The organism is Nonomuraea cavernae (assembly GCF_014646355.1).
GTDB lineage: Bacteria > Actinomycetota > Actinomycetes > Streptosporangiales > Streptosporangiaceae > Nonomuraea > Nonomuraea cavernae.
In genome coordinates, this window is sequence record NZ_BMNH01000012.1 from 186,709 (window position 1) to 213,264 (window position 26,556).

Here is a 26,556-nt window from a genome sequence, read left to right on the forward strand (position 1 = left end):
CACTGTCATTCAATCTTATACATATTAACTATCTTTCAAGCTAGAGTCCGGGCATGACATCACGTGGCGACACCGGAGACGCGCTGGACGTCAGCGGGCGTCCGCTGGCCCTGCGCACCATCGACTGGCAGTCACTGTTCGCTCCCGAGACCGTCGCGGTCATCGGCGCGACCGACACCGAGGGCAGCCCACAGCGGGCCCAGTGGAACCAGGCCCGCGAACGCCTGCTGGCACGAGGGACCCGAGCGGTCCACCCCGTTCATCCCACCAAGTCCGCCATCGGCGGGGTGCCCGCGTACCGCAGCGTCCTGGACATCCCCGAAGCCGTCGACGTGGCCATCGTGCTGGTCCGCGACCCGCTCCCGGTACTGGCCGAGTGCGTCGAGAAGGGCGTGCGGTTCGCGTACGTCTTCGCCGCCGGCTTCTCCGAGCTGGGCACGGCCGAGGGGCAGGCCGCGCAGGAACGGCTGGAGGAGATCGCGCGCGGCCCGATGCGGATCATCGGGCCGAACACCAACCTCAACCTCATCGAACCGTGGCGGGACGGGCTGCCCGGCCGCAAGCTGGCCGTGGTCACCCAGTCCGGCAACCAGGGCCGCCCGATCGTGCAGGGCCAGGAGCTCGGCATCGGCATCCACGCCTGGGCGACCCTCGGCAACGAGGTGGACCTCGAGTTCGCCGACTTCGCCGCCTGCTTCGCGCGGACTCCGGGCGTCGGCGCGATCGCCGCGTACGTGGAGGGGTTCGTCGACGGCCGCACCATGCGCCTGGCGGCGGACGAGGCCGTGCGGGCCGGCGTGCCGATCGTGTGCATCAAGGTCGGGCGGACCAGCCAGGGCCGGACGATGGCCCAAGCGCACACCGGGCACCTCACCGGCCCCGACGCCGTGCAGGACGCCGTGTTCCGCCACTCCGGCGTCATCCGGGTGGACGACATCGACGAGGCCATCGAGATCTCGGGCGCGTTCTGCCACACACCGCCCCTCGCCGGCGACCGCGTCGCGTTGTGCGTCATGTCCGGAGGGACGGGCTCGCATGTGGCGGACCTGTGCGGCATGGCCGGTCTGCCCCTGCCACGGCTGGAGGAGCGCACCCTCGCGCGGCTGCGCACCCTGCTGCCGGGCTACCTGCACATCGACAACCCGGTCGACACCGGTGGCGTGGCGACGGCCCGTCCCGAGGGCCGCAAGGTGCTCGAAGCGCTGATGGAGGACGCCAACACCGACGTCCTGCTCGCGCCGATCACCGGCGTGTTCCCCGGGATGAGCGACGCGATCACGCGTGACCTCATCGCGCTGCACGCCCAGGGCGGCAAACCGATCGTGGTCGCCTGGACGTCGCCGATCCGCGACGCCGATCACCGGGCTCTCTGCGAGGCGGGCATCCCGGTGTTCCACTCGTTCCGCACCGCTGTCCGCGGCATCCGGGCGATGGCGGACTTCTGGGCGCTGCACCGCGACTATCGCAGCCCGTTCGCCGACGTGCCGCGCGAGGATTCCGCCGCCGCCGCCGACGCGAGGCGGCTGCTCGGCTCCGGCCCCGGCGCCGGTTCCGCCCTGGACGAGGTGGCGGCCAAGCGGTTGCTGCGCGAGTACGGCATCCCGGTGGTGGAGGAGGCGGTCGCCGCGTCGGCGGACGAGGCGGTCGAGGCGGCGGACCGGTTCGGCTACCCGGTCGTCCTCAAGGCGCTGGCCACCGACCTGGCCCACAAGTCCGACCTCGGGCTGGTGCGCGTGGGAGTCGGCGACCCCGCCCAGGTCCGCGAGGCCTACGCGCGGATCGTCGCCGACGCCGGCGCGGTGCCGGGCCTGCGGTTGACCGGCGTCGTGGTGCAGCCCCAGGTCACCGACGCCGTGGCCGAGATCATCCTCGGCGTCAGCCACCAGCCGCCCTTCGGCCCGACCGTCACGTTCGGCCTGGGCGGTGTGTTCACCGAGGTCATGGCCGACGTGTCGTTCCGGGTGCCGCCGTACTCCCGGTCCGAGGCGCTGCGCATGATCGGGGAGACCCGGGCGACGGCGGTGCTCGGTGGCGTGCGCGGACGACCGGCGGGCGACCTCGACGCGCTCGCCGACACGGTGATGCGACTGCAGACGCTGGCCCTGGAGCTGGGCGACCAGGTGCGGGAGCTCGACATCAACCCGCTGCTGGTGCGTCCGCGCGGGCACGGCGTGGTGGCGGTCGACGCGCTCGTGATCCCGGCCTGACCCCGAGCGCGCCGGCCTCCGTCGCTACTCCGCCCAGTCGCCGGCGCGGTCGGCGCGGCCGGGCTGGCGGCCGATCCGCATCGGGGACAGCGGGGCGTCGGCCAGCAGGATCCGCTGGAACGACCTGGCCGACGCCCGCAGGCGGGCCTTCCACCCGCCGGTGGCCCGGTCGGCGTCGTAGGCCGCCTCGAACTCGGCCCACCGTTCGAGATCGGGCACCGCCCACAGCAGGAAGCACTCCGAATCGTCGCCGAGCGCGGTCCGCCACGCGCCCGCGAGCACCCAGCCGAACCGTCCGTAGTAGGGGACGGCCTCCTCGCGGACCCGCTCCAGGAAGTCGGCCGCCTGGCCGGGCGGCACCGTGATCTGCTCGTGCGCGTACACCTCGCCGCGCACACCGTCGGCGCACAGCTGCTCGATCGTACGCGTCCACGGCGCCGGCAGCAGCAGCCGGTCGACGCCGCCGGAGCGCATGTCGGCGGCGGCCGCCCACCAGGACTCGAGCTTGGGATCCTGCAGGGCCGGATGACTCAGTTCGTGGCGGAACGAGGACGCCAGCCCGGCGAATCCGTCTTCCTCCCACAGGTTCACCACGCCGGGCCACCACGCGGTCGAGCCCACGATGCCCCACACGCCGTAGCAGAGCTGGTGGCGCTCCTCCTGCGCGATCGGGCTGAAGTTGGCGGTCATGTGCTGCATGTACCGGGCCCGGTTGTGCCTGGTGATGGTGATGAACTCGTGGATGTAGATCTTGTCGTTGATGGGGGGACCTCCAGACCCTCGTGGGCGACGGCTCACCTCGGCCGCCGTCCGCGGTGTCAGGGCCGGTCCGTGACCGGCCGCGTGACGGGCTCCACCCTGCACCACTTCGGCGATCCGGAGATCGGCGGGGCCCTGATCGGGCGGGCCGGGAGCGTCAGCGATCCCCGTCGAACAGCAGGGCCGCCACCCGCCGCCGGTAGTCGCGGTAGATCTGCCGGTAGCGCTCTACGGCCCCTTGGCGGTCGCCCCGTTCGAGGAGCTGGAGAGTCTCGCGGTAGCCCTCCAGCCAGACCTTCCACACGTCGCTCTCGGCGGTGAGGGCCAGCACCCGCAGGGTCCGGGTCACCACCAGGTCGACATGGGTCTGCAGCTCGCGGTTGCCGCTCGCCAGGATGACCACCGTGCTGAAGTCGGCCCCGGCGGCGGCGGCGACCGTCGCGTTGCCCTGCCGCAGCCCGTCGGCGAACTCGTCGAGTTTGACGCGCAGGGCGGCGAGGTGCTCGTCGGTGATGTTGTCCACGCCCCACTCGAAACCGGCGCAGGCCAGCACCATCATCACGTCGATCAGCTCGAGCGCGCTCTTCTGGGTCACCTGGGTGACCTGGCGGGTCCGGTTGGGCGAGATGTCGATCAGCCCCTCGGCGGCGAGCTGGGTGATCGCTTCGCGTACCGGGGTGATGCTCACGCCTAGCCGGGCCGCGATCTCCGCGTCCTTGATCAACGCGCCCGGTTTCAGCAGACCGGTGATGATCTCCTCGCGCAGCTGCCGCAGCACCGCTTCTTTCCGCGTCAGCGGTACCGCAAAGGACATGGCGACGCCCTCGCTCGGAGGAATCTGACGCGGCCATCCTACGAGTTCTTGACCGGCATGGTCCGCCCCGCCCGGAGGCGAGGATCGTTCACAACGCGGGAGCCGGAGCTGTTGACGTAATGCAGAATGCATTTTACATTCATGGCACTCAGATGACATGTGCGTGATGTTCGCCCTGATCACCGCGGTTGCAGGGCGCCCGCCCCACCCTCCCGGCACTCCGTGTCGCGCGACAGGGGCCAGATCTCCAGACGACGGCTCACCCCCCCCCGAGGGCACTCTCCCGCCCCCGCCGCGGGGCCATGCCCCGCGATCCTCACGGCCGGGTGGCGCCGTGAGACCGCCGCGTCCGCGCGGCACCACCGACGCATGACTCCACCGCCCCAGGAGGACGAATGTCCGCACCCAGCCACGCCCCGCAACCCGACTCGCGCACCGTGCCCTCCTCCGTCGATGTCGCCGTCGTCGGCGCGGGCTTCTCCGGGATGTACCTGCTGCACAGACTCCGCGAGCTGAACCTGTCCGCGATCGTGTTCGAGGCGGGCGGCGACGTCGGCGGCACCTGGTACTGGAACCGCTACCCGGGCGCCCGGGTGGACGTGGAGAGCCTGGCCTACTCCTACTCGTTCTCCGAGGAACTGGAGCAGGAGTACGAATGGCAGGAGCGCTACCCCACCCAGCCGGAGATCCTGAGCTACGCGCGGCACGTCGCCGACCGGTTCGACCTGCGCCGGGACATCTTCTTCGAAACGCGCGTCACCGCGGCCTCCTACGACGAGCAGGACAAAACGTGGCTGGTGCGCACCGGGCACGGGGACGAGGTCACCGCCCGCTTCCTCGTCATGGCCACCGGCTGCCTGTCGTCCTCGAAGCTGCCGGAGATCCCCGGCCTCGACCGGTTCGAGGGCCCCACCTACCACACCGCGCACTGGCCGCACGAGGGCGTCGACTTCACCGGCATGCGGGTCGGGCTCATCGGCACCGGCTCCTCCGGCGTGCAGTCGATTCCCGTCATCGCCGAGCAGGCCGCCGAGCTCACCGTCTTCCAGCGCACCCCCGCCTACAGCCTGCCGGCCCGCAACCGCACACTGCGCCCGGACGAGATCGCCGACATGAAGGCCAACTACCGGGCCTTCCGCCAGGCCCAGCGGGAGTCCGGATTCGGCGTCCCGACACCGATCCCGGAGAAGTCCGCGCTCGAGGTCTCCGAGGAGGAGCGCGACGCCGCCTTCGAGCGGGCCTGGGAGAGCGGCAGCCTGGTCAACCTGCTGACCGCGTTCCACGACCTGAGCATCGACCAGGCGGCCAACGACACGGCGAAGCGGTTCATCCACCGCAAGATCCACCAGATCGTCGCAGACCCGCGCACGGCCGCCGACCTCTGCCCGGAGTACCCGGTCGGCACCAAGCGCCCGTGCCTGGACACCGACTACTACGAGACCTTCAACCGCCCCCACGTGCGGCTGGTCAACCTGCGGCGCACCCCGCTCGTGGAGATCACCGACCGGGGCGTCCGCACCTCCGACGAGGAGTACGCGTTCGACGCGATCGTCTACGCGACCGGATTCGACGCCATGACCGGGGCGCTGACGAACGTCGACATCCGCGGCCGGGGCGGCGCCTCGCTCAAGGAGGCGTGGAGCGCCGGTCCCCGCACGTATCTCGGGATCGGCTCCGCCGGCTACCCGAACCTGTTCATGATCACCGGACCGGGCAGCCCGTCGGTGCTCTCGAACATGGTCGTCTCGATCGAACAGCACGTCGACTGGGTGATCGACGCGATCGAGCACCTCGACCGGCAGGGCCTCAGGACGATCGAGCCCACCGAGGAGGCCCAGGACGCCTGGGTGGACCACGTCAACCTCATCGCCGGCGCCACCCTCTATCCCAAGGCGAACTCCTGGTACATGGGCGCCAACGTCCCGGGCAAGCCACAGGTCTTCATGCCGTACGCCGGCGGTGTCGGAGAGTACCGCAAGACGTGTGACGAGGTCGCCGCCCAGGGCTACAAGGGTTTCGCCCTCTCCACCTGACCGCCCGGCCTCCCCGGTGGTGATCGCCCCTTGCCGCGGGGCGGTCACCCGGTGACGCTGAAGGCGACCACCGCCCCCCCCACGCGGCACCCCACGAGCACCCGGATCCATGCCCCCCTCTGGAGGACTCCATGTCCCGTCTTGACCTGATCGACCCCGAGAGCCGCACTCCCCTGGACGCGCTGCTCGGCATGCTGCCCGGCGGATTCAACGCCATCCCCGACATCGTCCAGCGCCGAGCCACCGTCCAGGGCATGATGGCCGCCCTCGACGTGCCCGACAACCCCAACGTCACCAAGGAGGACCGCACCGTCCCCGGCCCTGACGGCGAACCCGACATCATGCTGCGGATCTACCGGCCGGTCGGCGCGTCCGGCACGCTGCCCGGCATCTACTACATCCACGGCGGCGGCATGATCCTCGGCGACGTCGACGGCGAGGACGCCAACGCCACGATGATCTGCGACCAGGTCGGCGCCGTGGTGGTCTCGGTCGAGTATCGCCTGGCCCCCGAGCACCCCCACCCCGCCCCGGTCGAGGACTGCTACGCCGGGCTGGTGTGGACCGCGAAGAACGCGGCCGACCTGGGCATCGACCCGGGCCGGCTGGCGATCTACGGCGCCAGCGCCGGCGGCGGGCTGACCATCGGCACCGCGCTCCTGGCGCGCGACCGAGGCGGGCCGGCGCTCACCTTCATGATGCCGATCTACCCGATGATCGACGATCGGAACGAGACCCCGTCGAGCCACGAGATCACCGACGTCGGCATCTGGGACCGGGCCGGCAACATCGAAGCCTGGGCCTGGTATCTCGGCGGCAAGGACCCCGACCAGTACGCGGCGCCCACCCGCGCCGAGGACCTGTCGGGCCTGCCTCCGGCCTTCATCGACGTCGGCACCGTCGACCTGTTCCGCGACGAGGACATCGCGTTCGCGCAGCGGCTCATGCAGGCGGGCATCCCGACCGAGTTGCACGTCAACCCGGGCAGCTACCACGCCTCCGAGACGTTCGCGGCCGAGGCGGCGCTGTCCAGGCGCATCTGGGCCCGGCGCATCGACGCCCTCAAGCGCGCTCTCGCCTGATCGGGTGGGGCGTCCGGTGCCGTGGGTGAGGTGAGATGCCGCCCACGGCACCGCCCGCGCCGCTCCGCGTCAGAGCACGGGCGGGTCGAAGTCGAAGTCGAGTCGCCGGGTGTCCTGCGCGACCATGACGTCCGGGTGATCGGGACCGAGGACGCGGACGTAGCGGCTCAGCGTGTCGGCCTTCAGCTCCTCGGCTTCGCTCCGCGCGCTGAGCAGCATCAGGTCGACGACCAGGTTGGCGGCTCCGGCGAGCGTCAGCGGGTGGTCGGCGCCGAGCAGCGCGCGCAGCCGGTCGAGCGTGCTCTCCCCCAGCCTGCGCGCCTGCTCGTACTCGCCGACGGCCGCGAGGTCGCTGGCCAGGTTGATGGCGCAGGTGAGCGTGAAGTGGTGCTCGCGGGTCAGCCTCCGGTCGAGGCCGGCCAGCGCCCGCCGGTCGAGGTCCACCGCCTCGTCGGCGCGCCCGTTGATCCGCAGCAGCAGGGCGAGGTTGGTGTCGCAGCCGAACTTGAACGGGTGCTCGTCGCCGTACATCAGCGGGTAGCGCGGCGTCATGTCCGCCAGCAGGTTGAGCGCCTCGCCGACGTCGCCCGCGGCGCGCTGCGCGTTGGCCAGGCACAGGCCGGCGGCGAGCGTGTCGGGATGGTCGAGGCCGGTGCCCCGGACCTGCAGCTCGAAGGTGCGCTGGGCGAGCTCCAGGGCCTCCTCCATCTGGCCCGCCCGCCGCTTGGCGATGGACAGGTCCTTGGCGGTGCGCAGGGTCCACGGGTGCTCGGCGCCCAGTTGCTCCACGCCGAACTCGTAGGCGTCCTCGCCGATGTCGCAGGCTTCCCGGTATTCGCCGTTGAGCCTGACCACCCGGGCGAGGCCGTTCCATGAGGCCAGCACGTTGACGATGCTCGCGCCGGATCCGGCCTGCCGTTGCAGGGCGAAGGCCCGGGCCTGCAGGTCGCGGGCGGTCGCGTACTCGCCGAGCAGCAGGTAGTCGAGTGCCAGGTTGTTCATCGCGCGCAGCGTGCGGCGGTGCTCGGGGCCGAAGACGGCCTCGTGCCGGCGCAGCGAGTCGATGTCGTGTTCGAGCGCCGCCGCGAAGTCGCCGCGGAAGCGCAGGTCGGCTCCGTGACTGTTGATGAGCAGCAGCGTCTCCTCGTGGTCCTCGCCGAGGATCTCGCGCATCCGCGCCATGGTCCGCTGGTTGAGCTCGAACGACTCCCGGATGTTGCCCAGCTCGCGGATGATGATCGCCTGGTGACGCTCGGCCGACAGGACGCCCTGGTCCTCGTCGCCGCTGTCGGCCCGCCACTGCACGATGAAGCGCTCGACGAGCTCACGCGCCGACTTGAAGTCGCCCGAGGAGTAGAGGTAGCGCACGATGTCGAGGGCGAACGCGCGGATGCGCGGGTCGCGGCTGCGTTCGACCAGCGACGGCGTGACATGCCCGAGCAGGCCGCCGTAGCGGGGCCAGGCGGCGATGTCGTCCGGCTCGTACGGCGCCGCCGCCGAGGCCAGCAGCAGGTGCGCCTCGCGCCGCATCGCGGTGCGCTCCGCGGGCGGCAGATCGTCGCGGAGCAGCGCCTGCACCAGCCGGTGCACCTGCAGCGTGCGGTTCTCGGAGTCCATGCGGACCAGGGCGTAGCGGCCGAGCTCGCGCAGGACGCTGCTGGTCTGGATCGGGTCGGCCAGTGTCTCGGCCAGCCTGGACCGGCCGGCGAACTCGGGCGGCAGCCGGTCGAACAGGTCGCGCGGGATCGGCTCGGGCCCGAAGAACGCGCAGCAGCGCAGCAGCTCGACCGCCACGGGCATCTTCGTGGTGAGCTGTGACACCGACAGCGCCCAGGCCGCCGACATCGACAGCGGATAGTCGGCCGGCTTGTTGGCCCCGAGCAGCCGGGTGGTCTGCTCCTCCAGCAGCCTGAGGTATTCGGCGACCGACATCCCGGCCTCGACCTGCAGCGCGCCCGCCTGTTCCAGCGCCAGCGGCAGGTCGCCGAGCGCGTCGGCCAGCTGATCGGCCTCGGCGCCGCTGATGCCGCGCGGCACCCGCTTGAGCAGGAACTCGACGCTCTCCTCGCGCGGGAAGACGTTGACCGCTACGGTCTCGGCCACGCCCTGCCAGCCGTGGTTGCGCGAGGTGATCAGCACGTGGCCCGGCCCTCGGGGCACGATGGAGTTGATCTCGTCGATCTCGTCCGCGTTGTCGAAGATCAGCAGCCATTTGGCGTACGGCTCGCCGCGGCGCAGGGCGTCGAGCACGGCCTCGACGGCGTCCTCGACGCCGGCGGACGCGCTGATCGGCAGGCGCAGCTCCCGGGCGAGCCCCGCGAGCGACGACTTCACCAGCATCGGCTGGTCGGCGGGGATCCACCAGACGAGGTCGTAGTCGCGGCGGAATCGGTAGGCGTACTCGATCGCCAGCTGCGTCTTGCCGACGCCGCCCAGCCCGTGAAGGGCGTGCGGCACCACCGCGGTCACATCGGACATAAGGCCCGAACGCAGCTTTTCTAGCAGGTCGGTCCGCCCGGTGAAGTTCTTGTTCTTCTGTGGCACCCGTCCCCAGATGGCAGGAACATGTCCAGAGTCCGGCGAATAGTGCGAAATCGACACGATACTGCCCCAACTCAACCAAGTCTTTTAGATCAGCTTAGACTTCACGTCATCTTCGGTGAACCCTGTTGGGCAAGCCACTATCGCCATGCCACCGTCGGCCGTGCGAAGATGAGATCCACGTGGTCATCTTTACAGGTCAAGGAGAGCTATGGGCGAGAAAAGCGCAGGCGAATACGGTGGCGGCCTCATCGACGTAAGCGGGATGAGCCTGACCGACCTTGACGCGCTCGACCAGTCGAGCCTGGCGACCGCGTTGCGCCGCCTGGTCGAGGAGGCCGGCTCCGGCCCCGTCGCGGGTTTCCAGTCCGCGCTTTGAATCCGCCTTGACAAGTTCTAACCTTGACGGACGAAACTATTGCGGGGGCACTAGATTCTCTCCGGACACAACGGGTGCAATGGTCGGGATGACGCGTGAGGGATGCGGACTGGGACCGACTCGTCAAACAGCTCCATCGGGGTGACTGCACACCCCTTCTTGGTGCGGGGGCGGGTTTCGGACGACTTCCCATCGGCAGTGAGCTGAGTTTATATTTCGCCGAGCGCTACACATATCCGTTCGCCGATCCGGATAATCTCGCGCGTGTCATGCAGTACGCCGCATCGGTCAGCCAGGACACGGTGGAGTTGAAGCACGAGGTCTGCACCTTTCTCAAGGAGTACGTGCCCCGCTCCACCGTCCCGGCGATCGACCCGCACGAGGTGCTCGCCGAGTTCCCGATCCAGACGTTCCTCACGACCAACTATGACGACCTCATGATGCGCGCCCTGCGACACGCCCGGACCAGCCGCAAGGATCCGATCAGCGCCACCTCGACCTGGTGGGACATCACGGCCGACGAGTCCCCGATCGACGAGCCGAGCGACCAGGAGCCGCTGATCTACCACCTGCACGGCCAGTGGGACGACCCCGCCTCCCTGGTGCTGACCGAGGACGACTACCTGACCTACCTGGTCAACCTGGTCGAGGCGCGCGCCTCGGGGGCCCGCCTGTCGCTGCCGGCCACCGTGCTCGCCGCCATGACCGCCCGCCCGCTGCTCTTCGTCGGCTACAGCCTCCAGGACTGGACCTTCCGGGTGCTGTTCCACGGCCTGATCAGGAGCATGCCGGTCAACAGAAGACGGCGTCACGTGAGCGTGCAGCTCATGCCCGACCTCAACACGTCCATGGCCGACGCCGGCGTGCGCGCACAGGAGTATCTCGAACGCTATCTCGACGGCTGGAGCATCTCGATATTCATTGGTGATACGCAGGAATTCTTCGGTGAGCTGCGGCGCAGAATATGAGGACCGCCAGATGACAGAGCCCGCCCCGCACGTCCGGCCGTACGTGGGGCTACGCCCTTATCGCCGTGATGAGGACATCCTGTTCTTCGGCCGCGATCGTGAGGCCCGTGAGGTCGCCACGCTCTGGCAGGCCGCCGGCCTGACGGTCCTCTACGGCGCCTCGGGGATCGGCAAGACCTCGCTGCTGCACGCCGGGGTGCTGCCCCGGCTGGATCCCGAGCGGGCCGACGTGCTGCCCGTCGCCCGGGTCGCGCCCCGCCTGAACGGCCCCCAGACCGCCGGCAACCCCTACGTCATGGCCCTGCTCTCGTCGTGGGCGCCCGAACGCGACCCGCGCGGCATGTCGGGCATGACGATCTCCGAGTTCCTCGACTCCAGGCCCGAGCGCACCGACCGCTACGGCGACCCGGTGCCGATTCTGGCGGCCATCGACCAGGCGGAGGAGATGTTCCACGGCAGCCCCGTCCTCGAAGGCGAGCGGGTGGTCTTCCTCGACCAGGTGGCGCGGGCCGTGCGCGAGCACACCGGCCTGCACGTGCTGCTGTCGCTGCGCGAGGAGTACCTCTTTCTCGTGCTGCCCTACGAACGCCCGATCGGTCAGGGCTCGCGGACCCGTTTCCACCTGCGGGCCCTCAGCCCGGACAGCGCCCTGGAGGCCGTGCGGGGGCCGCTGCGGCACAGCGGCAGGACCATCACGCCCGCCGCCGCCGAGCTGCTCGTCGAAGACCTGCGCACCGCCGTCATCGTCGACGAGTCCGGCCACACGTCGAGCTTCACGCTCGACACCGTCGAGCCCGTCCAGCTCCAGGTCGTCTGCTCCGCGTTGTGGGAGTCGCTGCCGCCCGACGTGCGCGAGATCACCGAAGACCACGCCCGGCTGTACGCCAACGTGGAGGAGTTCCTCTTCGAGTTCTTCAAGCGCACGGTCGCCGACGTCGCCGACGAGCACGCCCGGCCGGCCGCGGAGATCCGGTTCTGGCTGCGCAACACCTTCATCACCGAGCACGGCACCCGCAACGCCGTCTACGAGGGGCTGGAGCAGACCCAGGGGATGCCCAACACGGTGGCGCGCGCGCTGGAGAACCGCCACCTGCTGCGCGCCGAGCACCGCCGGGGCATCCGGTGGTACGAACTGGCCCACGACAGGCTCATCGCGCCCATCTCCCGCTCCGACTCCTCCGAGTCCTACCTCCGCGCGGCCCGCATCTCGCTGGCCAAACGCAACTGGGAGAGCGCCCGGCGCCTGGCCGACGCCGCGATCCGGGCCGCCGACCCGGGCGAGACCTGGGTGCGGGCCGAGGCGGCCGAGATCTTCGCCGACGTGGCGGCGGCCAACGGCGAGATCGAGGTCGCGCGCCGCTACTACGAGGAGGCGGCCGAGATCTTCGCCGAGCGCCAACGCTTCGACGGGGTCGCCCGCGCGCTCACCGCCGACGGGCTGCTGTGGCTCGCCCAGGGTGATTCCGCCCGGGCCATCGAACGCATCAGCGCCGCGCTCAACTGGGCGCCCAACGACATGTCCGCGCAGGTGGCGCTGGCCGAAGCGCTGCTGAAGTCGGGCACCCCCCGGGCCGCCGCGACCGTCATCACCGGGGTGCTCGCGCTGCTCCCGCCACACCTGCTGCAGCAGGCACAGAAAATGCTCCGGGAGTCGGCGTGAGGTGATTATGCTTGGCGCCCATGAGTCTCGACGTGGAGGCTGGTCGGCTTTGCCTGAATGGCCACTGACTCTCGACGTGGCGGCGTTGCACGCCGCTGGTTGGCGGCCGACCCCGTTCAGGCAGTTCATCCTGAAAATTCACAGTAGATGCGATCTCGCGTGCAGCTATTGCTACATGTACGAGATGGCCGACCAGAGCTGGCGGTCACGGCCCCGGCGCATGCCGGCCGAGGTGGTCGCCGCCACCGCCGCGCGGATCGCCGAGCACACGCGGGCCCACGACCTCACCTCCGTGGAGGTGATCCTGCACGGCGGTGAGCCGCTCCTCGCCGGCGCCAAGGAGATCGACGAGCTGGTCACGACGATCCGCGCGGTGGTCGAGGCCCAGGTCACGGTGAGCCTGCAGACCAACGCGACCCTGCTCGACGAGCCCTACCTGCGGCTGTTCGACCGGCTCGGGGTCGGCGTCGGCGTGAGCCTCGACGGCGGGCGGGAGGCGCACGACCGCACCCGCCGCACCGCCGACGGCCGGGGCAGCCACCACAAGGTCACGGCCGCCCTGCGGCTGCTCACCGAGCCCCGGTTCCGTCACCTGTTCCGCGGTCTGCTCTGCGCGATCGACCTGCGCAACGAGCCGCTGGAGACCTACGAGGCGCTGCTCGCGTTCGGCCCTCCGGCGATCGACTTCCTGCTGCCCCACGGCACGTGGGCGCAGCCGCCCCCGGGCCGCGCGCCCGCCGACCCGGCCACGCCCTACGCCGACTGGCTCATCACCGTCTTCGACCACTGGTACTCCATGCCCGCCCGCCCCACCGGCGTGCGGCTGTTCGACGAGATCATCCTGCTGCTGCTCGGCGGGGCGTCGGCCAGCGAGCAGATCGGCCTGTCGCCGGCGGCCATGGTGGTCGTCGAGACCGACGGCGAGATCGAGCAGTCCGACATCCTCAAGTCCGCCTACGCGGGCGCGCCCGGCACGGGCCTGCACGTGTCCCGCGACAGCTTCGACGACGTCCTGCGCCTGCCGTCCGTCGCCGCCCGCCAGATCGGCGAGCTCGCCCTCTCCCCCACCTGCGCGGCCTGCCCGGTGGGCATGGTCTGCGGCGGAGGCCACTACGCCCACCGCTACCGGCCCGGCAACGGGTTCCACAACCCCTCGGTCTACTGCTCCGACCTGCTGCGGCTCATCAGCCACATCGGGAGCACCATCCAGCGTGACATCTCCGCAGTAGTGAAGGACGCACCATGAACCTGGCAGAACACCGCATCCCGGCCGAGGCGTTCGACGAACTGGCCGCGGGCGCCGGCGGGGTCGACACGGTCGAACGGCTGATCTCCGCCCAGTACAGCAAGCATCTGCTGCTCCTGCGCGGCGTCCTCGAGGCGGTGCGCGGCGCGGGCCATCCGGCCTGGCCACAGGCCCGCCGGGCCTACGACCTGCTGGCCAGCATCCAGTCGTCGCACCCGGAGGCGGTCGACGCCGTGCTGCGCCACCCGTCGGTGGGCGCCTGGGCGCGCCACACGATCGTGACGCTCGAAACACCCGAGCAGATGGCCGCGCTGGCGGCGGCCGCGGCGATCCACGCGGGGGTGACCTGCGAGGTCGACGTCGGGGTGATCGACCGGGTGATCAACCTGCCCTCCCTCGGGCAGCTGACCCTGGATCACGACGCCACCGTGGCGACGGTGCACTGCTTCCCCGGCGGCAGCGAGGTGACCACCGGCCACGGGTTCGTCCGGATCGGCGGCGACGCGCCCGGCTGGCGAGGGCTGCGCTCGCTGTCGGCCGAGACCGACAGCCGGCGGCTCGACGTGCTGGTCGACGATCTCGACCCCCATCGGATGCCCGGCTCCGACGCGTTGCGCGGCCCCCTCACCGCTCAGGAGGCGGGCCACTGGCAGGAGCTCCTGGAGGACGGGTGGGGGCTGCTGGTCCGCAACCACCCGTCCGTCGCCGAGCAGGTGTCGGTGGCGATCAGCGTGTTCACGCCGCTGGCGCCACCGTCCGGTGGCATGTCCAGCGCCACCTCCCGCGAGACGTTCGGCTGCGTCGCCATGTCCACCCCGCCCGACGGCCACGCGCTGGCGGTCACGCTGGCGCACGAGACCCAGCACGCCAAGTTGTCGGCGCTGCTCGACATCGTCCCGCTGACCAAGCCCGACGACGGCTCGCGCTACTACGCGCCCTGGCGCGACGACCCCCGTCCGGCGGCGGGTCTCCTGCAGGGGGCCTACGCCTATGTCGGCGTCACCGACTTCTGGCAGCGTCAGCGCCACCACGAGGACGGCGAGGCGGCGATCCGGGCCAACGCCGAGTTCGCCCGCTGGCGGTCCGCCGCCCGTCTGGTCACCACCACTCTGCTCGACAGCGGCGCGCTGACCGCACCCGGCGTGACGTTCGTCGGGGGTATGGCGCGCCGGCTCGACCAGTGGGCGGGCGAGCCGGTGCCCGCCGCGTCCACCGTGCTGGCGGCCGGGGCCGCCGACCGGCACCGCTCACTCTGGCGCGAACGCAACACCTGACGGGCTCCGCCCGCCTCCGCTGGTCGGAGCACCCCTGTCGGCCCGCAGGAGCGGCGATGCCACCTTCGGATGGGGGAATTCATGCTCCGAACAGCACGGCGGGTTCTTCGGGACGTACGCGAGCGCCGGAACATCGACGCCTACGTCATCGCGCTGCTGTCCGTCGTGTTCGCCGCCCTGACGCTGGTCGGCGACCGGGTGGACGACCAGTACAAGTGGGCGGTGCTGCTGGCGGGCATCGGCGTGCTGGTGCACCGGATCACGGTGCCCGACGCCGGCCCGCCGCCTGGGCACATCCTCGGCGACCGGACCTCCCTCCAGCGGATCCCGCTGAAGGACCGGCTGAAGGCCAGCCGCGAGGTGTGGATGTTCGCCCCGTCGGGCGTCAACCTGCTGTCGGAGGACCACTGCGCGGCGATCCGCACGACGGTGCTCAACCGGCACGACGGCGTGGTCAAGGTGGTGATCCTCGATCCCGGGGCGGACGCGTCCCTCGGCATCGCGACCTTACAGCTGGACGGCGGGCTGGAGTTCCCGCTGCAGAGCCTGGCCGACAGCATCGCCACCACGCTGCTGCGGATGGACGCGATGGCGTCCTGGCAGGTGCCGGGGAGACGGGAGTTCAGGCTGTTCGGCTACAACCCCGGCTTCAGCCTGGTCGCGTTCGACCCGGGACGGGCCGACGGCACGGTGATCGTGGAGATGCACGGCGTGGGCAACACGTCCACGCCGAGCAGGATGCACCTGGAGCTGACCCGCCAGACCGACCCGCACTGGTACCAGTACTGGCTCGACCAGTTCGGCCATATCTGGCGCGCGTCGAAACCGGTCGGCGACGACCCGCCGCCCGCGGACGACGGCCGCTGACGGCGCGCCGGCCGCGGACACCCGGACGGTGGCGGGCTCCCTGAACGGCGGGTCAGCGCCACGCGCCGGCCGGCCGCCCGCGGCGTTCTGGTGTACGTGCCGGCGCTCACGGTGCTCTTCGGCGGGATCGCGACTACCCAGGGTTTCACCGCCTCGCGCACCTCGGTTTCACCCGGTTCTCGGACACACAGTTACAAATAGGAGTCAGGGGGTACGGCCGGACATAAGGTGCAGTAGACCACCATTCAGGAGGTGCACCCATGACGCACCACACGGATATACGGCAGCATCCGGACATCATGGAGATGCGAGCCCGATACGAGGCAGCCGCCGCTAATCCCACCGCCCAGCTGACGGACGGGATCACGCTGCTCGCCGGCATATATCTGGCGGTGTCGCCGTGGATCGTAGGATTCAACGGCCTGAGCAATATAACGGTCAACAACCTGATCACCGGGCTCCTGGTCGCCCTCCTGGCGCTGGGCTACAGCTCCGCCTTCGGCAGGACGTACGGCCTCGCCTGGGTCGCGCCCATCATCGGCGTGTGGACGATCATCTCGCCCTGGGTGATCAGCGGCCCGAACAACACCACCGGAGTCATCGTCAGCAACGTGGTGGTCGGCGTGATCATCCTGCTGCTCGGGCTCGCGAACATGCAGACACGCATGGCCGCCGGCAAGCGGCACACGCCGGGATTCGGCAAGGGCACCACGCCGGACACCGGTCGCTGACGAGTGGAGTCCGCCGACGGCGCTCTCCCTTGCCGTTCGCCCCGGTGACCTTCGGTCTTTATGGACCGATGGTGGCCGGGGAACCCGGGAGTGCGCCTCGGCGTACCCTCTCCCACGAGTTCGCGCACTCGTGCTCGTCGGAGCGGAGAGCCCGCGAGGCTCTGGTCCCGCGCGCGAGGCTCGATCCGCGGGGCCGGTCAGCGGTCGGTGAAGGCCAGCCGGGCCCCGAACGCGAGCAGCAGGAGCCCGCTGAGCGCGTCCAGGGTTCGCCGCACGGCCGAACGGGCGAACCACGCCCGCGCCCGGTCGATCGCGAGGCTGTAGAGCGCCAGCCAGGCGAAGGTCAGCAGGCCGCCGCCCCGCCACGCCGAGCGCAGCGACTGCAGCCCCAGGTAGCACAGGTACGCCACGCCGGCGTACTTCAGCACCAGGAACGCCGGCTCCGAGGCCTGGATGAGGCCGGCGACGCCCAGGCTCGCGGCCACCGTCCAGACGGCTTGGCCGAGCGCGACGCCCGCCGCGGTCCACACTCCGCTGCCGCCGCCGCCGGAGAAGGCGTTGCGCACGGTCAGCACGGTGTCGGGCCCGGGCGTGCAGATGACGACGACGGACACGCCGATGAAGGCGATCAGAGCTGTCACCGCCCCAGTATGCGATCCCGAGGAAGCTCGGGGGAACCCATCGTGCGACAACGGCGAGATCCCGGTCGCGGACGTCCTGCGTCAGCGAGGCGGCCGGATCATCGCGCCGGGCGGCTCACCTCGGAGATGTCCTCGCGGGTCTGGTGACCACGGCGGGCGTCGCGGTCGAAGATGCCCAGAATCTCGGCCGGGCCGCCGGCGGCGCCGATGGCGTGCGGGAGCATGGTGGGGAACTCCGCGGCCTGGTTGGTCTCCACGCGAAAGCGGCGATTTCCCAGGAGCAGGACCACCGTGCCGGACAGGACGACCAGCCATTCCCGGCCCGGGTGGGCACGCAGACGCGAAGGACCGTCCGGCGGGTCCACCAGGCGCTTCCGGATGACGGTGATGTCGGGGTCCGCGCGCACCGTCCACCGCAGCTGCTGAAGGGCGGCGTCGTGCACCGGGCTGCTGACGACGTCCTCAGCGGCCGTCTCGACCAGGCGGTCGAGAGAGGTGTCCAGTGCGCGGGCGAGCGTGACGAGCTGGTCCAGAGCGAGGCGACGCCGGCCGTTCTCGATCCGGCTGAGCGTGGAAGGACTGAGCCGCGCACGGGCGGCCAGGTCATCCAGGGACCACCCCTGCGCCATCCGCAGGGCACGGATCCGTTTGCGCACCAGGCTGTCGAGTTCGGCATCGTCTTGCGTCATAGGCAAAATCTTATGCGTTTTGCTCAAGGCCGCTTAGCGTCGTCGCCAAGAGGGACCCCGCCCGGGGCTCCGTCAGCTACGAGGAAAGGCCACGCCCATGCCGGAAAACGCGACCGACGAGTCGCCGCGCGAGACCGTCGACGCCGTGGTGATCGGCGGCGGCGCCGCGGGCCTGAACGGCGCGCTGATGCTCGCCCGCTCCCGCCGCTCGGTGCTCGTGATCGACAGCGGCGCCCCCCGCAACGCGCCCGCCGATGGCGTGCACGGTCTGCTCGGCCTGGAGGGCATCCGGCCGGCGGAGCTGCTGCGCATCGGCCGAGAGGAGGTGCGCGGTTACGGCGGGCGGATCGTCGCCGGCGAGGTGGTCTCCGCCGCCGCGGCCCAGCCGTCCGCCGAGGGCGATCTCCGCTTCACCGTCACTCTGGCCGACGGCGGCACCCTGCGGACTCGCCGGCTGCTGGTCGCCACCGGCCTGCGCGACCGGTTGCCCGATGTTCCCGGCCTGGCCCAGCACTGGGGGCACGGCGTGGTGCACTGCCCGTACTGCCACGGCTGGGAGGTGCGCGACGAGCCCATCGGCATCCTGGCCGTCGGCCCGGCCTCGCTCCACCATGCTCTGCTGTTCCGGCAGCTGACCGGCGACCTGGTCTACTTCACTCAGGGCACCGAACCGGACGAGGAGACCCGCGCGCGCTTCGCCGCCCGCGACATCCGGGTCGTGGACACGCCCGTGGCGCGGGTCGAGTCCACCGAGGACGGCATCACGGGGGTCCGGCTGTCCGACGGGCAGGTCGTGCCCCGCCGCGTCATCGCGGTGGCCACCACGCTGCTGGCCCGCACCGACGGCCTGACCGGCCTGCGGCTGCCGATGGAGGACCTGCCGAACGGCATGGGCCGCCACTTCGCCACGGGCCTCGCGGGACGCACCTCCGTGCCGGGCGTGTGGGTGGCGGGCAACGCCGCCGACCCGACGGCACAGGTCGGCGCGTCCGCCGCGGCCGGCGCCCTGGCAGGCGCGCACATCAACGCCGACTTGGCAGCCGCCGACACCGACGCGGCCGTCGCCGCCGCGCGTCGCGGCGAAACCGCCGCGTGAGCGGGTTCAGCGCGGCACTTGGCCTCGGCTGCGGCCGGTGAGCCGCCGGGCGGCTGCCACGGCCCCGGCGCCGAGCGCGATCCCGCCGGCCAGGGCGGGCACCCAGTCGCCCAGCCGCAGGTACGGCGTCTCCTCGGCGGACAGCGGCACGTCGACCACGAACGCGCCGCGGAACTCGGGCGGGAACCAGGCCAGCCGCCCGCCGCGCGCGTCGAACACCGACGAGGTGCCGTCCATCTCGACCAGCACCGCCGGCCGGCCGGACTCCACCGCCCGCAGCGCCTCGAAGCTCGCCTGCTGCGCGTGCGCCCAGCTCCCGTGGAACGTCGTGAGCGACCCCTGCGTGATCGTCAGGTCCACGCCTCTGCGGGCCAGGTCTCGCCGCAGGTCCGGAAAGGTCGACTCGTACGAGATCAGCGGACCCACCCGGCGGCCCGCCACGTCGAACACGGCCGGCCCGGCACCGGCGACCCGGTCCTCCTCGGCCGCCTCGGTGTGCCCCGCGATCCAGCCGAGCACCGGCCGCAGCGGGACATACTCGCCGAACGGGACCAGACGCCGCTTGACGTAGACGTCCACGACCCCGTCCGGCGTGTACTGGCGGGCCGACTTGGAGATCCGGCCGGAGGAGTCCGCGGCGTCCACGTTCACCAGCAGGTCGGCGCCCGTCTCGGCGGCCGCCCGGCGCAGCAGGCGGTCCACGTCCGGGCGCCGGGCGGGATCGAGGGCGACGCTGCTCTGGCCCCAGACCACCACGTCGGGATCGCGGCCGGCGATCTCACCGGTCAACCGCAGGTGCGTGGCCACCCGCCGCTCCGGGCCGGGCACGGGACCGGGCTGCACGCCCGCCACGCGCATGACACCCGTCACGACGGGCTCGGGCCGTACCAGGCCGGAGCACACGGCGAGCGCGGCCAGCGCGACGGCGGCTCCCCCTCCGGCGAGCCTGACCCGCCGACCCGCCTTCGGCAGCACCGCGATCGCGAGCCCGGAGTTGACCGCGACCAGGGCGAAGCTGATCAGCCACACTCCGCCGAGCGCGGCCAGCCCGAGCACCGGCCGCGCCTGCCACTGGCTCGACCCGAGCAGCCCCCACGTCCCGCCGAGGTGCCGCCATGAACGCAGCGCCTCGACGGCCACCCAGACCGAGGGCAGCACCAGCAGCGCCGCCGCCGTCCTGAGCGGGGTGAGGCGCCGCAGCAGCCCGTACGCGACCAGCCCGAACGGCACCCACACCAGCCCGAGGACCAGCAGCGCCAGCGGCCAGAACACGCCCAGGAACGGCAGCACCCAGTGATGCAGCGTCCCGAAGAAGCCCGCCGACGCCCACCAGCTCCGCCACCCCGCCTCCCGGAACGTCCCCGCGCCGGCCACCAGCAGCAGGAACGGCACGAGGCCGGACCATGCCCACCACCAGGCGTTCACGGCGGGGAAGGCGAGGGCCAGGCCCGCGCCGGTCACGGCGGCCAGCAGGCGCGGGATCCAGCGGCGCGCCGGGCCGGCGCGCTCGGCCGTGACGGTGACGGACGCGGTCGGCACACCGCCCCGCTACCCCACCCGGCGCCCGCCACCACCCGGGCCGCCGCGTGTCGGCCTGCCCGGGCAAGGTATTCCTTGACACGAATATTCTTCGTGGTGAATACTCGCAGCCATGGACGCACTCCTCACCGCACTGGCCGACCCGGCCCGCTGGCGGCTCGTGAGCCTGCTGGCCGAGCGGCCCCGGCCGGTCGGCGTCCTCGCCCAGCTCGCCCAGGCGCGCCAGCCGCAAACGACCAAGCACCTGCAGACCCTTGAGCGCGCCGGCCTCGTCACCTCGCGCCGCGTCGGCCAGCGCCGCGTCTACGCGCTCCAGCCCGCCCCCCTGCGGGACCTGGCGGCCGCGCTCAGCCGGCTCGCCGACACCGCCGACCAGCCCGGCGGCCCGCGCGAGACCTACGACCGCCACGGGCTCAGCCTGCACGCGGAACGGCTCGCCGCGAAGGAGCCGGGGTGGGCCGACGGCCGCTCGTTCCGGTTCCTCCGGTCGCTGGCGGGACACCCCGAGCTGGTCTGGCGCCACCTGACCGAGGCTCCGCTGCTCGCCCGCTGGTGGACACCCGACGACCTGCGCGTCTCCGAACTCGTCTTCGAGCCGCGCCCGGGTGGGCGGATCGTCCACGAGTACCGCGACGCCGAGGACGCCGACGGCTCCGACGTGGTCGCCGGGCGCGCGGAGGGTGTCGTCGACGACGTACGCCACGGCGAACGCCTCGTGTACCGGCTCTCCCCCTTGCTGCCCGGCGGCGGCCTCGCCTTCACCGCCCACGTCGACCTCGACCTCCGGCCGACCGGCACCGGCACCGACCTCGACGCCCGCTGGCAGATCACCGACAGCACCGTCGACTCCGCCGACTTCATCGCGGGCATCGAGATCGGCTTCGGCCAAAGCCTCGACAAGCTCGCGGCGACCCTCGCCGCGGATTCGCACGACACCGAGCACGACACCGAGCACGGCACCGAGCACGACACCGAGCACGGCACCGAGCACGACACCGAGCACGACACCGAGCACGACATCGATAAAGAGGACACGCCATGACCAGCTCGACCGGCCGCAAGGTGACCGCGAACCTGAGCCTCACCCTCGACGGACGTTACAACGGGCCCGGCGGGCCCGGCGATTTCAGCGCGTTCGCCCCGTACGTGACCAGCGACGTCGCACGAGACCACATGACCCGCATCTGGGAGAGCGCGACGACGGCGGTGCTCGGCAGGCTCAACGCCGAGGGGTTCATGGCGTACTGGCCGTCGGTCGCCCAGGACGAGAACGCCGATCCGCGTGATCGCGGATACGCGAGCTGGCTGGTCGGCACGGAGAAGGTGGTCTTCTCGACCACCTTGACCGAAGCCCCGTGGGAACGCGCCCGCGTGGTGAACGCCCCCGCCGCGGACGTCGTCACCGAGCTCAAGGCCACCGGTGAGGGCGACATCCTCGTCAACAGCAGCGCTAGCGTCATCAAGCCGCTCCTGTCGGCGGACCTGCTCGATCGGCTGTACCTCATGATCTTCCCCGAGATCGCCGGCGGCGGGCAGCGCCTGTTCGGCGACGGCCTGCCGGCTTCGACCTGGACGCTCACCCACCAGGAGACCGGCGAACTGGGCGAGCTCGCCATGGTCTACGACCGAGCCCGCTGAGCCGGGACACCGGTCTCATCGCCGGAGGGCGGCGGACCGGCTCACTCGCCCGCAGCCTGCGCCATGGCGATCGCCCAGAAGCCGGCGTAGCGGCCACCGCGTCGCAGCAGCTCGTCATGGCCGCCTTCCTCCACGACTCGGCCGCCGTCCAGGAAGACGACCCGGTCGGCGCGCTGGACGGTCCGCATCCGATGCGCCACCATCACCACCGTACGGCCCGCCATCAGGCGCTCGATCCCCTCGTGGACGGCCGCCTCGTTCACCGGGTCCAGGGCGGACGTCACTCCGTCGAGCAGCACGATGGGCGCGTTCTTCAGCAGCGCCCGCGCGATTGAGACCCGCTGGCGCTCGCCGCCCGACAGCAGCGCGCCGCCCTCGCCGACGTTCGCCGCCCATCCGCCGGGCAGCCGCTCGATCACCTCGTCCAGTTCAGCGACGCCGTCAGCGATCCGGCCCTGCGCGAGATCCTGTCCGCGCGGTTGCAGGACCCGTACCGGCTCGCGCTCCAGGACGCGCTCGGCGCACCGGAGAAGCGGGTCCTGCTGCTCATCGACGTCGTCGTCGGAACCTTGCTCCACCGGATGGGCATGACCGGCGAGCCGATGGACGACGCCGACGTCGCCGCACTGGCCGAGATGGGGCCGGCCTACTTCGCCGGCGCCGACCCGGCCTGAACCCGCTCCCGCCTCCGAACGTCATCCCCCTGGTGGCGAGCCGCAGGCCACTCCGCCCTGGCTGGCTACCGCCGCAGGATCTCCGGACAGCGCCCTGAGGGCTCGTCGGTACTTTTGTCCTGGGTGATCCCGTATCAATGGACCTTCTGACTGGGGCAGGCGTCCAGCAGCGTAGAGGCATGCGAACCCTACGTGCGTCACTCGCGGCGGCCGTGGTCCTCCTGGGCGCCGCGGAGCTCCGGCCGGCTCCCGTGATCGCCGCGACCGGCGCCGACCCCGCGGTCGTCAGGACCGACACGGGAGCCGTGCGCGGCACGGTCAGCGACCATCACCGTCTCTTCCAGGGCATCCCCTACGCCACCGCGGGCCGCTGGGAGGCTCCCGTACCCGCCAGGAGCTGGAACGGCGTCAAGGACGCCACCGAGCCAGGCGCGATCTGTCCCCAGGTCGGCACCGTCTACGCCCCCATCTCCAGCGTGGAGGAGGACTGCCTGTTCCTCAACGTCACCACCCCGCTCGCGCCGGGGAAGAACCGCCCGGTCATGGTGTGGATCCACGGCGACGGGGCGGTCGGAGCAGGCCACTTCTCCGACGCGCGCAAGCTCGCCTCGCGGGGCGCGGTGGTCGTCACGATCAACTACCGGCTCGGCGTGTTCAGCGGGTTCGGGTTCCCGGGCCTGAAGAACTCCGGAACGTACGGCCTGCAAGATCAGCAGGAGGCGCTGCGCTGGGTGAAGCGCAACGCGGCGGCCTTCGGCGGAGACCCGTCGAACGTCACCGTGTTCGGCCTCTCCTTCGGCGCTCTCGCCATCGGCGGCCATCTCACCTCCCCCGGCGCCAAGGGGTTGTTCCGGCGAGTGGTCATGCAGAGCGGCGAGACGATGATGGACATGCCGGCCAACAGCATCGTCCCCGGCTTGCCGGCAGCCCCGACGTTCGCCTGGCGGAGCGCCGAGGAGACCCAGGCCGTGGGCCGGGTGTACGCCGAACAACTCGGCTGCGAAGACCTGGCATGCCTGCGCGCGCTGCCCGTGAAGAAGATCCTCGCGGTGCCGCAGATCATGAATGTCTTCCAGATGTACGCCTACGGCAACAGGGTGCTCCCCGTCCTGCCCTCCAAGGCGATCCGCGAGGGACGCTTCCACCGGGTGTCCGTGCTGGCGGGCGCGACACGCGACGAGCACCGGATCTTCGTCGGGATGAACTACGACGCGGCCGGTAAGCCGGTCACCGCCCAGCAGTACGGCACCCTGCTCAAGGAGGCCTTCGGCGACGACGCCGGGCGGGTGATGCGCAGATACCCGCTCGCCTCCTACGCCTCGCCCAGCCAGGCGTGGGCGGCCGTGATGACCGACCGGTTGTGGGCGAGAGGCACCCACGAGCAGAACACCCTGCTGGCCAAGCATGTCCCCGTCTACGGCTACGAGTTCGCCGACCGCGACGCGCCGATGTTCCTGCCGCTGGAGACGGACTTCGACTGGGGCGCCTTCCACGCCGGCGACCTGCCCTATCTCTTCCCTGACAGGCAGGCGCCGCTGACACCCGCCCAGAAGAGGCTGTCGGACCAGATGGTCGGCTACTGGACCAACTTCGCCCGCACCGGCTCGCCCAACGGCTCGGGTCTGCCCACGTGGCCGCGGCTCTCCCAGGGCACCCAGTCACTGGCTCCCGGCGCGGTGCGGCCGATCGACTATGCCGCCGAGCACCAGCTGAGCTTCTGGAACTAACGTGGCGCACGTGCGCAGAGTCTGGCAGCCGGGGCCGTCGGTGTTCTCCTTCTGGGCGGCGCTGGCCTACTTTCCCGCCTCCGACCTGATCAGGCGGCCTGACTGGCTCGGCGTCCTCGGCCTCGCCGTGGCCGTCGCCGCCTACCTGCTGACCATCCGGGCCTCCTTCGCCGGGCGGCCCCGGGCCGCGGTCCTCGGCCTGACGGTCCTGGCCGTGGCGATCCTGGCTCTGTGCGCGGCCTACGGCGGCAAGTGGCTCTACCTGGCTCCGGTGCTCTCCATCGCCTGCGGGGTCGTACTGCGCGGCCGTGTCCTGTCAGCGGCCCTCGCCATGGTGACGCTGACCCTGATGTTCATCACGTACCGGCGCGGCGGCGGCGAGGACGCCGTCGCCGCCGTCGCCTGGGGCACCTTCACGGCGGGGCTCGTCGTCCACGTCACGCTCAAGCTCTTCGCCACCATCGCCGAACTGCGCGCGACCCGGCAGGAACTGGCCCGGGCCGCGGTCGCCGACGAGCGGCTGCGTTTCTCCCGCGACCTGCACGACCTGCTGGGTCACACGCTCTCACTGATGGTCGTGAAGGCCGAGGCGGTGCACAGGCTCATTCCCCGCGACGCGGCGGCCGCGGCGGCGCAGGCCAGCGACATCCAGCGGATCGGCCGCGAGGCGCTGGCCGAGGTCCGCGCCGTCGTGGCGGGCTATCGCGGGCGCGGCTTCGCCGACGAGCTGGCCGTCGCCCGCGTGGCCCTGGAGGACGCCCAGGTACCCGCCGTCGTCACACTTGAGGAGGTACGGCCGGCGCCGGACGCCGACGCGCTGCTCGGCTGGGCCGTACGCGAGGGCGTGACGAACGTGATCCGTCACGCGAAGGCCACCCGCTGCGAGATCACGCTGATCGGCCGGAGTGAGGAGATCGTGCTGAAGATCGGCAACGACGGAGTTCCCGAACGGGGACACGGACCCGAGGGGGGCGCCCGACCGCGCGGGCGAGGACACGGGCTCGACGGGCTCGCCGAACGCGCGGCCGCGGCGGGCGCCAGGTTCGAGGCGAAGGCGCTGCCCGGGGGCAGGTTCGCGCTGACGATGGCGGTTCCACGATGATCCGGGTCATGATCGCCGAAGATCAGGGGATGATGCGTGACGCGCTCGCGCTGCTGCTGGGCCTTGAGGACGACCTTGAGATCGTCGCCCAGGTCGGCCGCGGGGACCAGATCGTCGCGGCCGCGCTGGCGGCGCGGCCCGACGTGGCACTGCTGGACATCGAGCTGCCCGGCCGCAGCGGACTCGACGTCATCGGCGAACTCCAGGCGGCACTACCGGACTGCGTGGTGCTGATCCTCACGACATTCGCCCATCCCGGCTACCTGCGCAGGGCGATGGAGGCGGGCGCGGCCGGCTTCCTGGGCAAGGACGGCCCCGTCGGCGAGCTGGCCACCGCCATCCGCAAGGCCGTCGCGGGAGAACGGATCATCGATCCGGCCCTGGCCGCCGCCGCGCTGAACGCGGGCCCGAGCCCGCTGACCGGCCGTGAGCGCGACGTACTCGCCGCGGCGCTCGACGGCGCCACCATCGCCGACCTCGCGGCTCGCCTGCACCTGTCGACGAGCACCGTGCGCAACCATCTGTCCTCGGCGATCGGCAAGACGCACACCCGCAACCGCATAGAGGCCGCCCAGCTCGCCCGGCACAACGGATGGCTGTGACCGTCAGACCTGCTTGAATGACGAAATCCGGTCATTCCAGTTGACTCCCCCGGCGCCGTAGCGGAGGTTCCAGTCCGTCAGCTTCTCGGTCGTAAACGACTTTGTTGGTCGATTCGGTTCACGCGGCTAGGCCGAGTTCAGCGCCGAGTCGTTCCAGGTGAGAGGCGCGAGTGCCGCGGATCGGGGTGTCGGTCCACCAGGCGTCCAGGCGGATGAGGTTGATCGCGGTGGCGGTCAGCAGATGCGCGAGTCGGGTTTTGAGCAGTCCTCGATAGCGGGTGCGGCGG

Annotated in this window: 24 protein-coding genes; 17 read left to right on the forward strand and 7 right to left on the reverse strand. The window is 71.3% G+C overall.

Annotated elements, in window-relative coordinates; translation table 11 throughout:
* The first annotated feature begins 53 nt into the window (after window positions 1-53).
* Window positions 54-2,207, forward strand: coding sequence for an acetate--CoA ligase family protein (locus IEY82_RS20830; RefSeq protein ID WP_189125826.1), 2,154 nt, complete (start codon window positions 54-56; stop codon window positions 2,205-2,207).
* A 24-nt stretch (window positions 2,208-2,231) separates the two neighbouring features.
* Here the strand turns inward: IEY82_RS20830 and IEY82_RS20835 are convergent, their stop codons facing one another.
* Both IEY82_RS20835 and IEY82_RS20840 read right to left on the reverse strand, forming a co-directional pair.
* On the reverse strand, window positions 2,232-3,005 hold the full coding sequence (locus IEY82_RS20835) for an NIPSNAP family protein (RefSeq protein WP_225263449.1): 774 nt from the start codon (window positions 3,003-3,005) through the stop codon (window positions 2,232-2,234).
* A gap of 118 nt (window positions 3,006-3,123) precedes the next feature.
* Window positions 3,124-3,780: a GntR family transcriptional regulator gene (locus tag IEY82_RS20840; protein ID WP_189125827.1), complete on the reverse strand. Its 657-nt coding sequence runs from the start codon at window positions 3,778-3,780 to the stop codon at window positions 3,124-3,126.
* Window positions 3,781-4,175: 395 nt separating this feature from the next.
* Between IEY82_RS20840 and IEY82_RS20845 the strand changes: the two genes are divergently transcribed.
* Window positions 4,176-5,813 (forward strand): flavin-containing monooxygenase, encoded by a 1,638-nt coding sequence (locus tag IEY82_RS20845; RefSeq protein ID WP_189125828.1) that lies wholly within the window; start codon window positions 4,176-4,178, stop codon window positions 5,811-5,813.
* A 131-nt stretch (window positions 5,814-5,944) separates the two neighbouring features.
* Window positions 5,945-6,895, forward strand: a complete 951-nt coding sequence (locus tag IEY82_RS20850; RefSeq protein WP_189125829.1) for an alpha/beta hydrolase — start codon at window positions 5,945-5,947, stop codon at window positions 6,893-6,895.
* A 69-nt stretch (window positions 6,896-6,964) separates the two neighbouring features.
* Here the strand turns inward: IEY82_RS20850 and fxsT are convergent, their stop codons facing one another.
* Window positions 6,965-9,439 (reverse strand): FxSxx-COOH system tetratricopeptide repeat protein, encoded by a 2,475-nt coding sequence (gene fxsT, locus IEY82_RS20855; protein WP_225263450.1) that lies wholly within the window; start codon window positions 9,437-9,439, stop codon window positions 6,965-6,967.
* 208 nt (window positions 9,440-9,647) lie between these two features.
* On the opposite strand from fxsT, the gene fxsA reads away from it, so the two are divergent.
* From fxsA to IEY82_RS20890, 7 genes are all read left to right on the forward strand, one after another.
* Window positions 9,648-9,815, forward strand: a complete 168-nt coding sequence (gene fxsA, locus IEY82_RS20860; RefSeq protein ID WP_189125830.1) for an FxSxx-COOH cyclophane-containing RiPP peptide — start codon at window positions 9,648-9,650, stop codon at window positions 9,813-9,815.
* Window positions 9,816-10,084: 269 nt separating this feature from the next.
* The gene (locus IEY82_RS20865) at window positions 10,085-10,783 is read left to right on the forward strand and encodes an SIR2 family NAD-dependent protein deacylase (protein WP_189125831.1); all 699 of its coding nucleotides are present in this window, start codon (window positions 10,085-10,087) and stop codon (window positions 10,781-10,783) included.
* Between the two features lie 10 nt (window positions 10,784-10,793).
* The gene (locus tag IEY82_RS20870; RefSeq protein ID WP_189125832.1) at window positions 10,794-12,443 is read left to right on the forward strand and encodes an nSTAND1 domain-containing NTPase; all 1,650 of its coding nucleotides are present in this window, start codon (window positions 10,794-10,796) and stop codon (window positions 12,441-12,443) included.
* Between the two features lie 7 nt (window positions 12,444-12,450).
* The gene (locus tag IEY82_RS20875) at window positions 12,451-13,689 is read left to right on the forward strand and encodes an FxsB family cyclophane-forming radical SAM/SPASM peptide maturase (RefSeq protein ID WP_189125833.1); all 1,239 of its coding nucleotides are present in this window, start codon (window positions 12,451-12,453) and stop codon (window positions 13,687-13,689) included.
* Entirely contained in the window at window positions 13,686-14,963 is a 1,278-nt protein-coding gene (locus tag IEY82_RS20880) for an HEXXH motif domain-containing protein (RefSeq protein WP_189125834.1), read from the forward strand. Before IEY82_RS20875 ends, IEY82_RS20880 begins: the two co-directional genes overlap by 4 nt.
* A gap of 81 nt (window positions 14,964-15,044) precedes the next feature.
* Window positions 15,045-15,830, forward strand: a complete 786-nt coding sequence (locus tag IEY82_RS20885; RefSeq protein WP_189125835.1) for a hypothetical protein — start codon at window positions 15,045-15,047, stop codon at window positions 15,828-15,830.
* A 260-nt stretch (window positions 15,831-16,090) separates the two neighbouring features.
* A complete protein-coding gene (locus IEY82_RS20890) occupies window positions 16,091-16,561 on the forward strand; it encodes an SPW repeat protein (protein WP_189125836.1) in 471 nt (156 codons plus the stop codon).
* A gap of 197 nt (window positions 16,562-16,758) precedes the next feature.
* On the opposite strand, the gene IEY82_RS20895 is transcribed toward IEY82_RS20890, so the two are convergent.
* Both IEY82_RS20895 and IEY82_RS20900 read right to left on the reverse strand, forming a co-directional pair.
* Window positions 16,759-17,202: a LysE family translocator gene (locus IEY82_RS20895; RefSeq protein ID WP_189125837.1), complete on the reverse strand. Its 444-nt coding sequence runs from the start codon at window positions 17,200-17,202 to the stop codon at window positions 16,759-16,761.
* Window positions 17,203-17,300: 98 nt separating this feature from the next.
* Window positions 17,301-17,891, reverse strand: a complete 591-nt coding sequence (locus IEY82_RS20900) for a helix-turn-helix domain-containing protein (RefSeq protein WP_189125838.1) — start codon at window positions 17,889-17,891, stop codon at window positions 17,301-17,303.
* A gap of 97 nt (window positions 17,892-17,988) precedes the next feature.
* Here IEY82_RS20900 and IEY82_RS20905 point away from each other — a divergent pair, with 97 nt between their 5' ends.
* Window positions 17,989-18,987 (forward strand): NAD(P)/FAD-dependent oxidoreductase, encoded by a 999-nt coding sequence (locus tag IEY82_RS20905; RefSeq protein ID WP_189125839.1) that lies wholly within the window; start codon window positions 17,989-17,991, stop codon window positions 18,985-18,987.
* A 6-nt stretch (window positions 18,988-18,993) separates the two neighbouring features.
* Here IEY82_RS20905 and lnt read toward each other — a convergent pair whose 3' ends face one another.
* The gene (gene lnt, locus IEY82_RS20910; RefSeq protein WP_189125840.1) at window positions 18,994-20,526 is read right to left on the reverse strand and encodes an apolipoprotein N-acyltransferase; all 1,533 of its coding nucleotides are present in this window, start codon (window positions 20,524-20,526) and stop codon (window positions 18,994-18,996) included.
* 112 nt (window positions 20,527-20,638) lie between these two features.
* On the opposite strand from lnt, the gene IEY82_RS20915 reads away from it, so the two are divergent.
* Both IEY82_RS20915 and IEY82_RS20920 read left to right on the forward strand, forming a co-directional pair.
* A complete protein-coding gene (locus IEY82_RS20915; protein ID WP_189125841.1) occupies window positions 20,639-21,568 on the forward strand; it encodes a metalloregulator ArsR/SmtB family transcription factor in 930 nt (309 codons plus the stop codon).
* Complete coding sequence (locus IEY82_RS20920; protein WP_189125842.1) at window positions 21,565-22,164, forward strand: dihydrofolate reductase family protein; 600 nt, start codon at window positions 21,565-21,567, stop codon at window positions 22,162-22,164. Before IEY82_RS20915 ends, IEY82_RS20920 begins: the two co-directional genes overlap by 4 nt.
* A 41-nt stretch (window positions 22,165-22,205) precedes the next feature.
* On the opposite strand, the gene IEY82_RS20925 is transcribed toward IEY82_RS20920, so the two are convergent.
* Window positions 22,206-22,583, reverse strand: a complete 378-nt coding sequence (locus tag IEY82_RS20925) for an ATP-binding cassette domain-containing protein (RefSeq protein ID WP_225263454.1) — start codon at window positions 22,581-22,583, stop codon at window positions 22,206-22,208.
* A 60-nt stretch (window positions 22,584-22,643) separates the two neighbouring features.
* Between IEY82_RS20925 and IEY82_RS20930 the strand changes: the two genes are divergently transcribed.
* The 4 genes from IEY82_RS20930 (at window position 22,644) to IEY82_RS20945 (ending at window position 26,269) form a co-directional block, all read left to right on the forward strand.
* Window positions 22,644-22,838, forward strand: a complete 195-nt coding sequence (locus IEY82_RS20930) for a hypothetical protein (protein ID WP_225263455.1) — start codon at window positions 22,644-22,646, stop codon at window positions 22,836-22,838.
* A 179-nt stretch (window positions 22,839-23,017) separates the two neighbouring features.
* Window positions 23,018-24,565, forward strand: a complete 1,548-nt coding sequence (locus IEY82_RS20935) for a carboxylesterase/lipase family protein (protein WP_189125843.1) — start codon at window positions 23,018-23,020, stop codon at window positions 24,563-24,565.
* Window positions 24,566-24,575: 10 nt separating this feature from the next.
* A complete protein-coding gene (locus IEY82_RS20940) occupies window positions 24,576-25,667 on the forward strand; it encodes a sensor histidine kinase (protein WP_189125844.1) in 1,092 nt (363 codons plus the stop codon).
* Window positions 25,664-26,269 carry a response regulator transcription factor gene (locus tag IEY82_RS20945; protein WP_189125845.1) on the forward strand — a complete coding sequence of 202 codons (606 nt, stop codon included), beginning with the start codon at window positions 25,664-25,666 and terminating at the stop codon, window positions 26,267-26,269. The genes IEY82_RS20940 and IEY82_RS20945 overlap by 4 nt, the downstream gene beginning before the upstream one ends.
* Window positions 26,270-26,556 lie beyond the last annotated feature (287 nt).

Coding starts and splice junctions, on each gene's coding strand:
- IEY82_RS20900 (WP_189125838.1), bottom strand. CDS start 17,891: ATGACGCAAGACGATGCCGAACTCGACAGCCTGGTGCGCAAACGGATC.
- IEY82_RS20935 (WP_189125843.1), top strand. CDS start 23,018: ATGCGAACCCTACGTGCGTCACTCGCGGCGGCCGTGGTCCTCCTGGGC.
- IEY82_RS20840 (WP_189125827.1), bottom strand. CDS start 3,780: ATGTCCTTTGCGGTACCGCTGACGCGGAAAGAAGCGGTGCTGCGGCAG.
- IEY82_RS20845 (WP_189125828.1), top strand. CDS start 4,176: ATGTCCGCACCCAGCCACGCCCCGCAACCCGACTCGCGCACCGTGCCC.
- IEY82_RS20920 (WP_189125842.1), top strand. CDS start 21,565: ATGACCAGCTCGACCGGCCGCAAGGTGACCGCGAACCTGAGCCTCACC.
- fxsA (WP_189125830.1), top strand. CDS start 9,648: ATGGGCGAGAAAAGCGCAGGCGAATACGGTGGCGGCCTCATCGACGTA.
- IEY82_RS20915 (WP_189125841.1), top strand. CDS start 20,639: ATGGACGCACTCCTCACCGCACTGGCCGACCCGGCCCGCTGGCGGCTC.
- IEY82_RS20885 (WP_189125835.1), top strand. CDS start 15,045: ATGCTCCGAACAGCACGGCGGGTTCTTCGGGACGTACGCGAGCGCCGG.
- IEY82_RS20890 (WP_189125836.1), top strand. CDS start 16,091: ATGACGCACCACACGGATATACGGCAGCATCCGGACATCATGGAGATG.
- IEY82_RS20905 (WP_189125839.1), top strand. CDS start 17,989: ATGCCGGAAAACGCGACCGACGAGTCGCCGCGCGAGACCGTCGACGCC.
- IEY82_RS20865 (WP_189125831.1), top strand. CDS start 10,085: ATGCAGTACGCCGCATCGGTCAGCCAGGACACGGTGGAGTTGAAGCAC.
- IEY82_RS20875 (WP_189125833.1), top strand. CDS start 12,451: ATGCTTGGCGCCCATGAGTCTCGACGTGGAGGCTGGTCGGCTTTGCCT.
- IEY82_RS20830 (WP_189125826.1), top strand. CDS start 54: ATGACATCACGTGGCGACACCGGAGACGCGCTGGACGTCAGCGGGCGT.
- IEY82_RS20850 (WP_189125829.1), top strand. CDS start 5,945: ATGTCCCGTCTTGACCTGATCGACCCCGAGAGCCGCACTCCCCTGGAC.
- IEY82_RS20880 (WP_189125834.1), top strand. CDS start 13,686: ATGAACCTGGCAGAACACCGCATCCCGGCCGAGGCGTTCGACGAACTG.
- IEY82_RS20945 (WP_189125845.1), top strand. CDS start 25,664: ATGATCCGGGTCATGATCGCCGAAGATCAGGGGATGATGCGTGACGCG.
- IEY82_RS20870 (WP_189125832.1), top strand. CDS start 10,794: ATGACAGAGCCCGCCCCGCACGTCCGGCCGTACGTGGGGCTACGCCCT.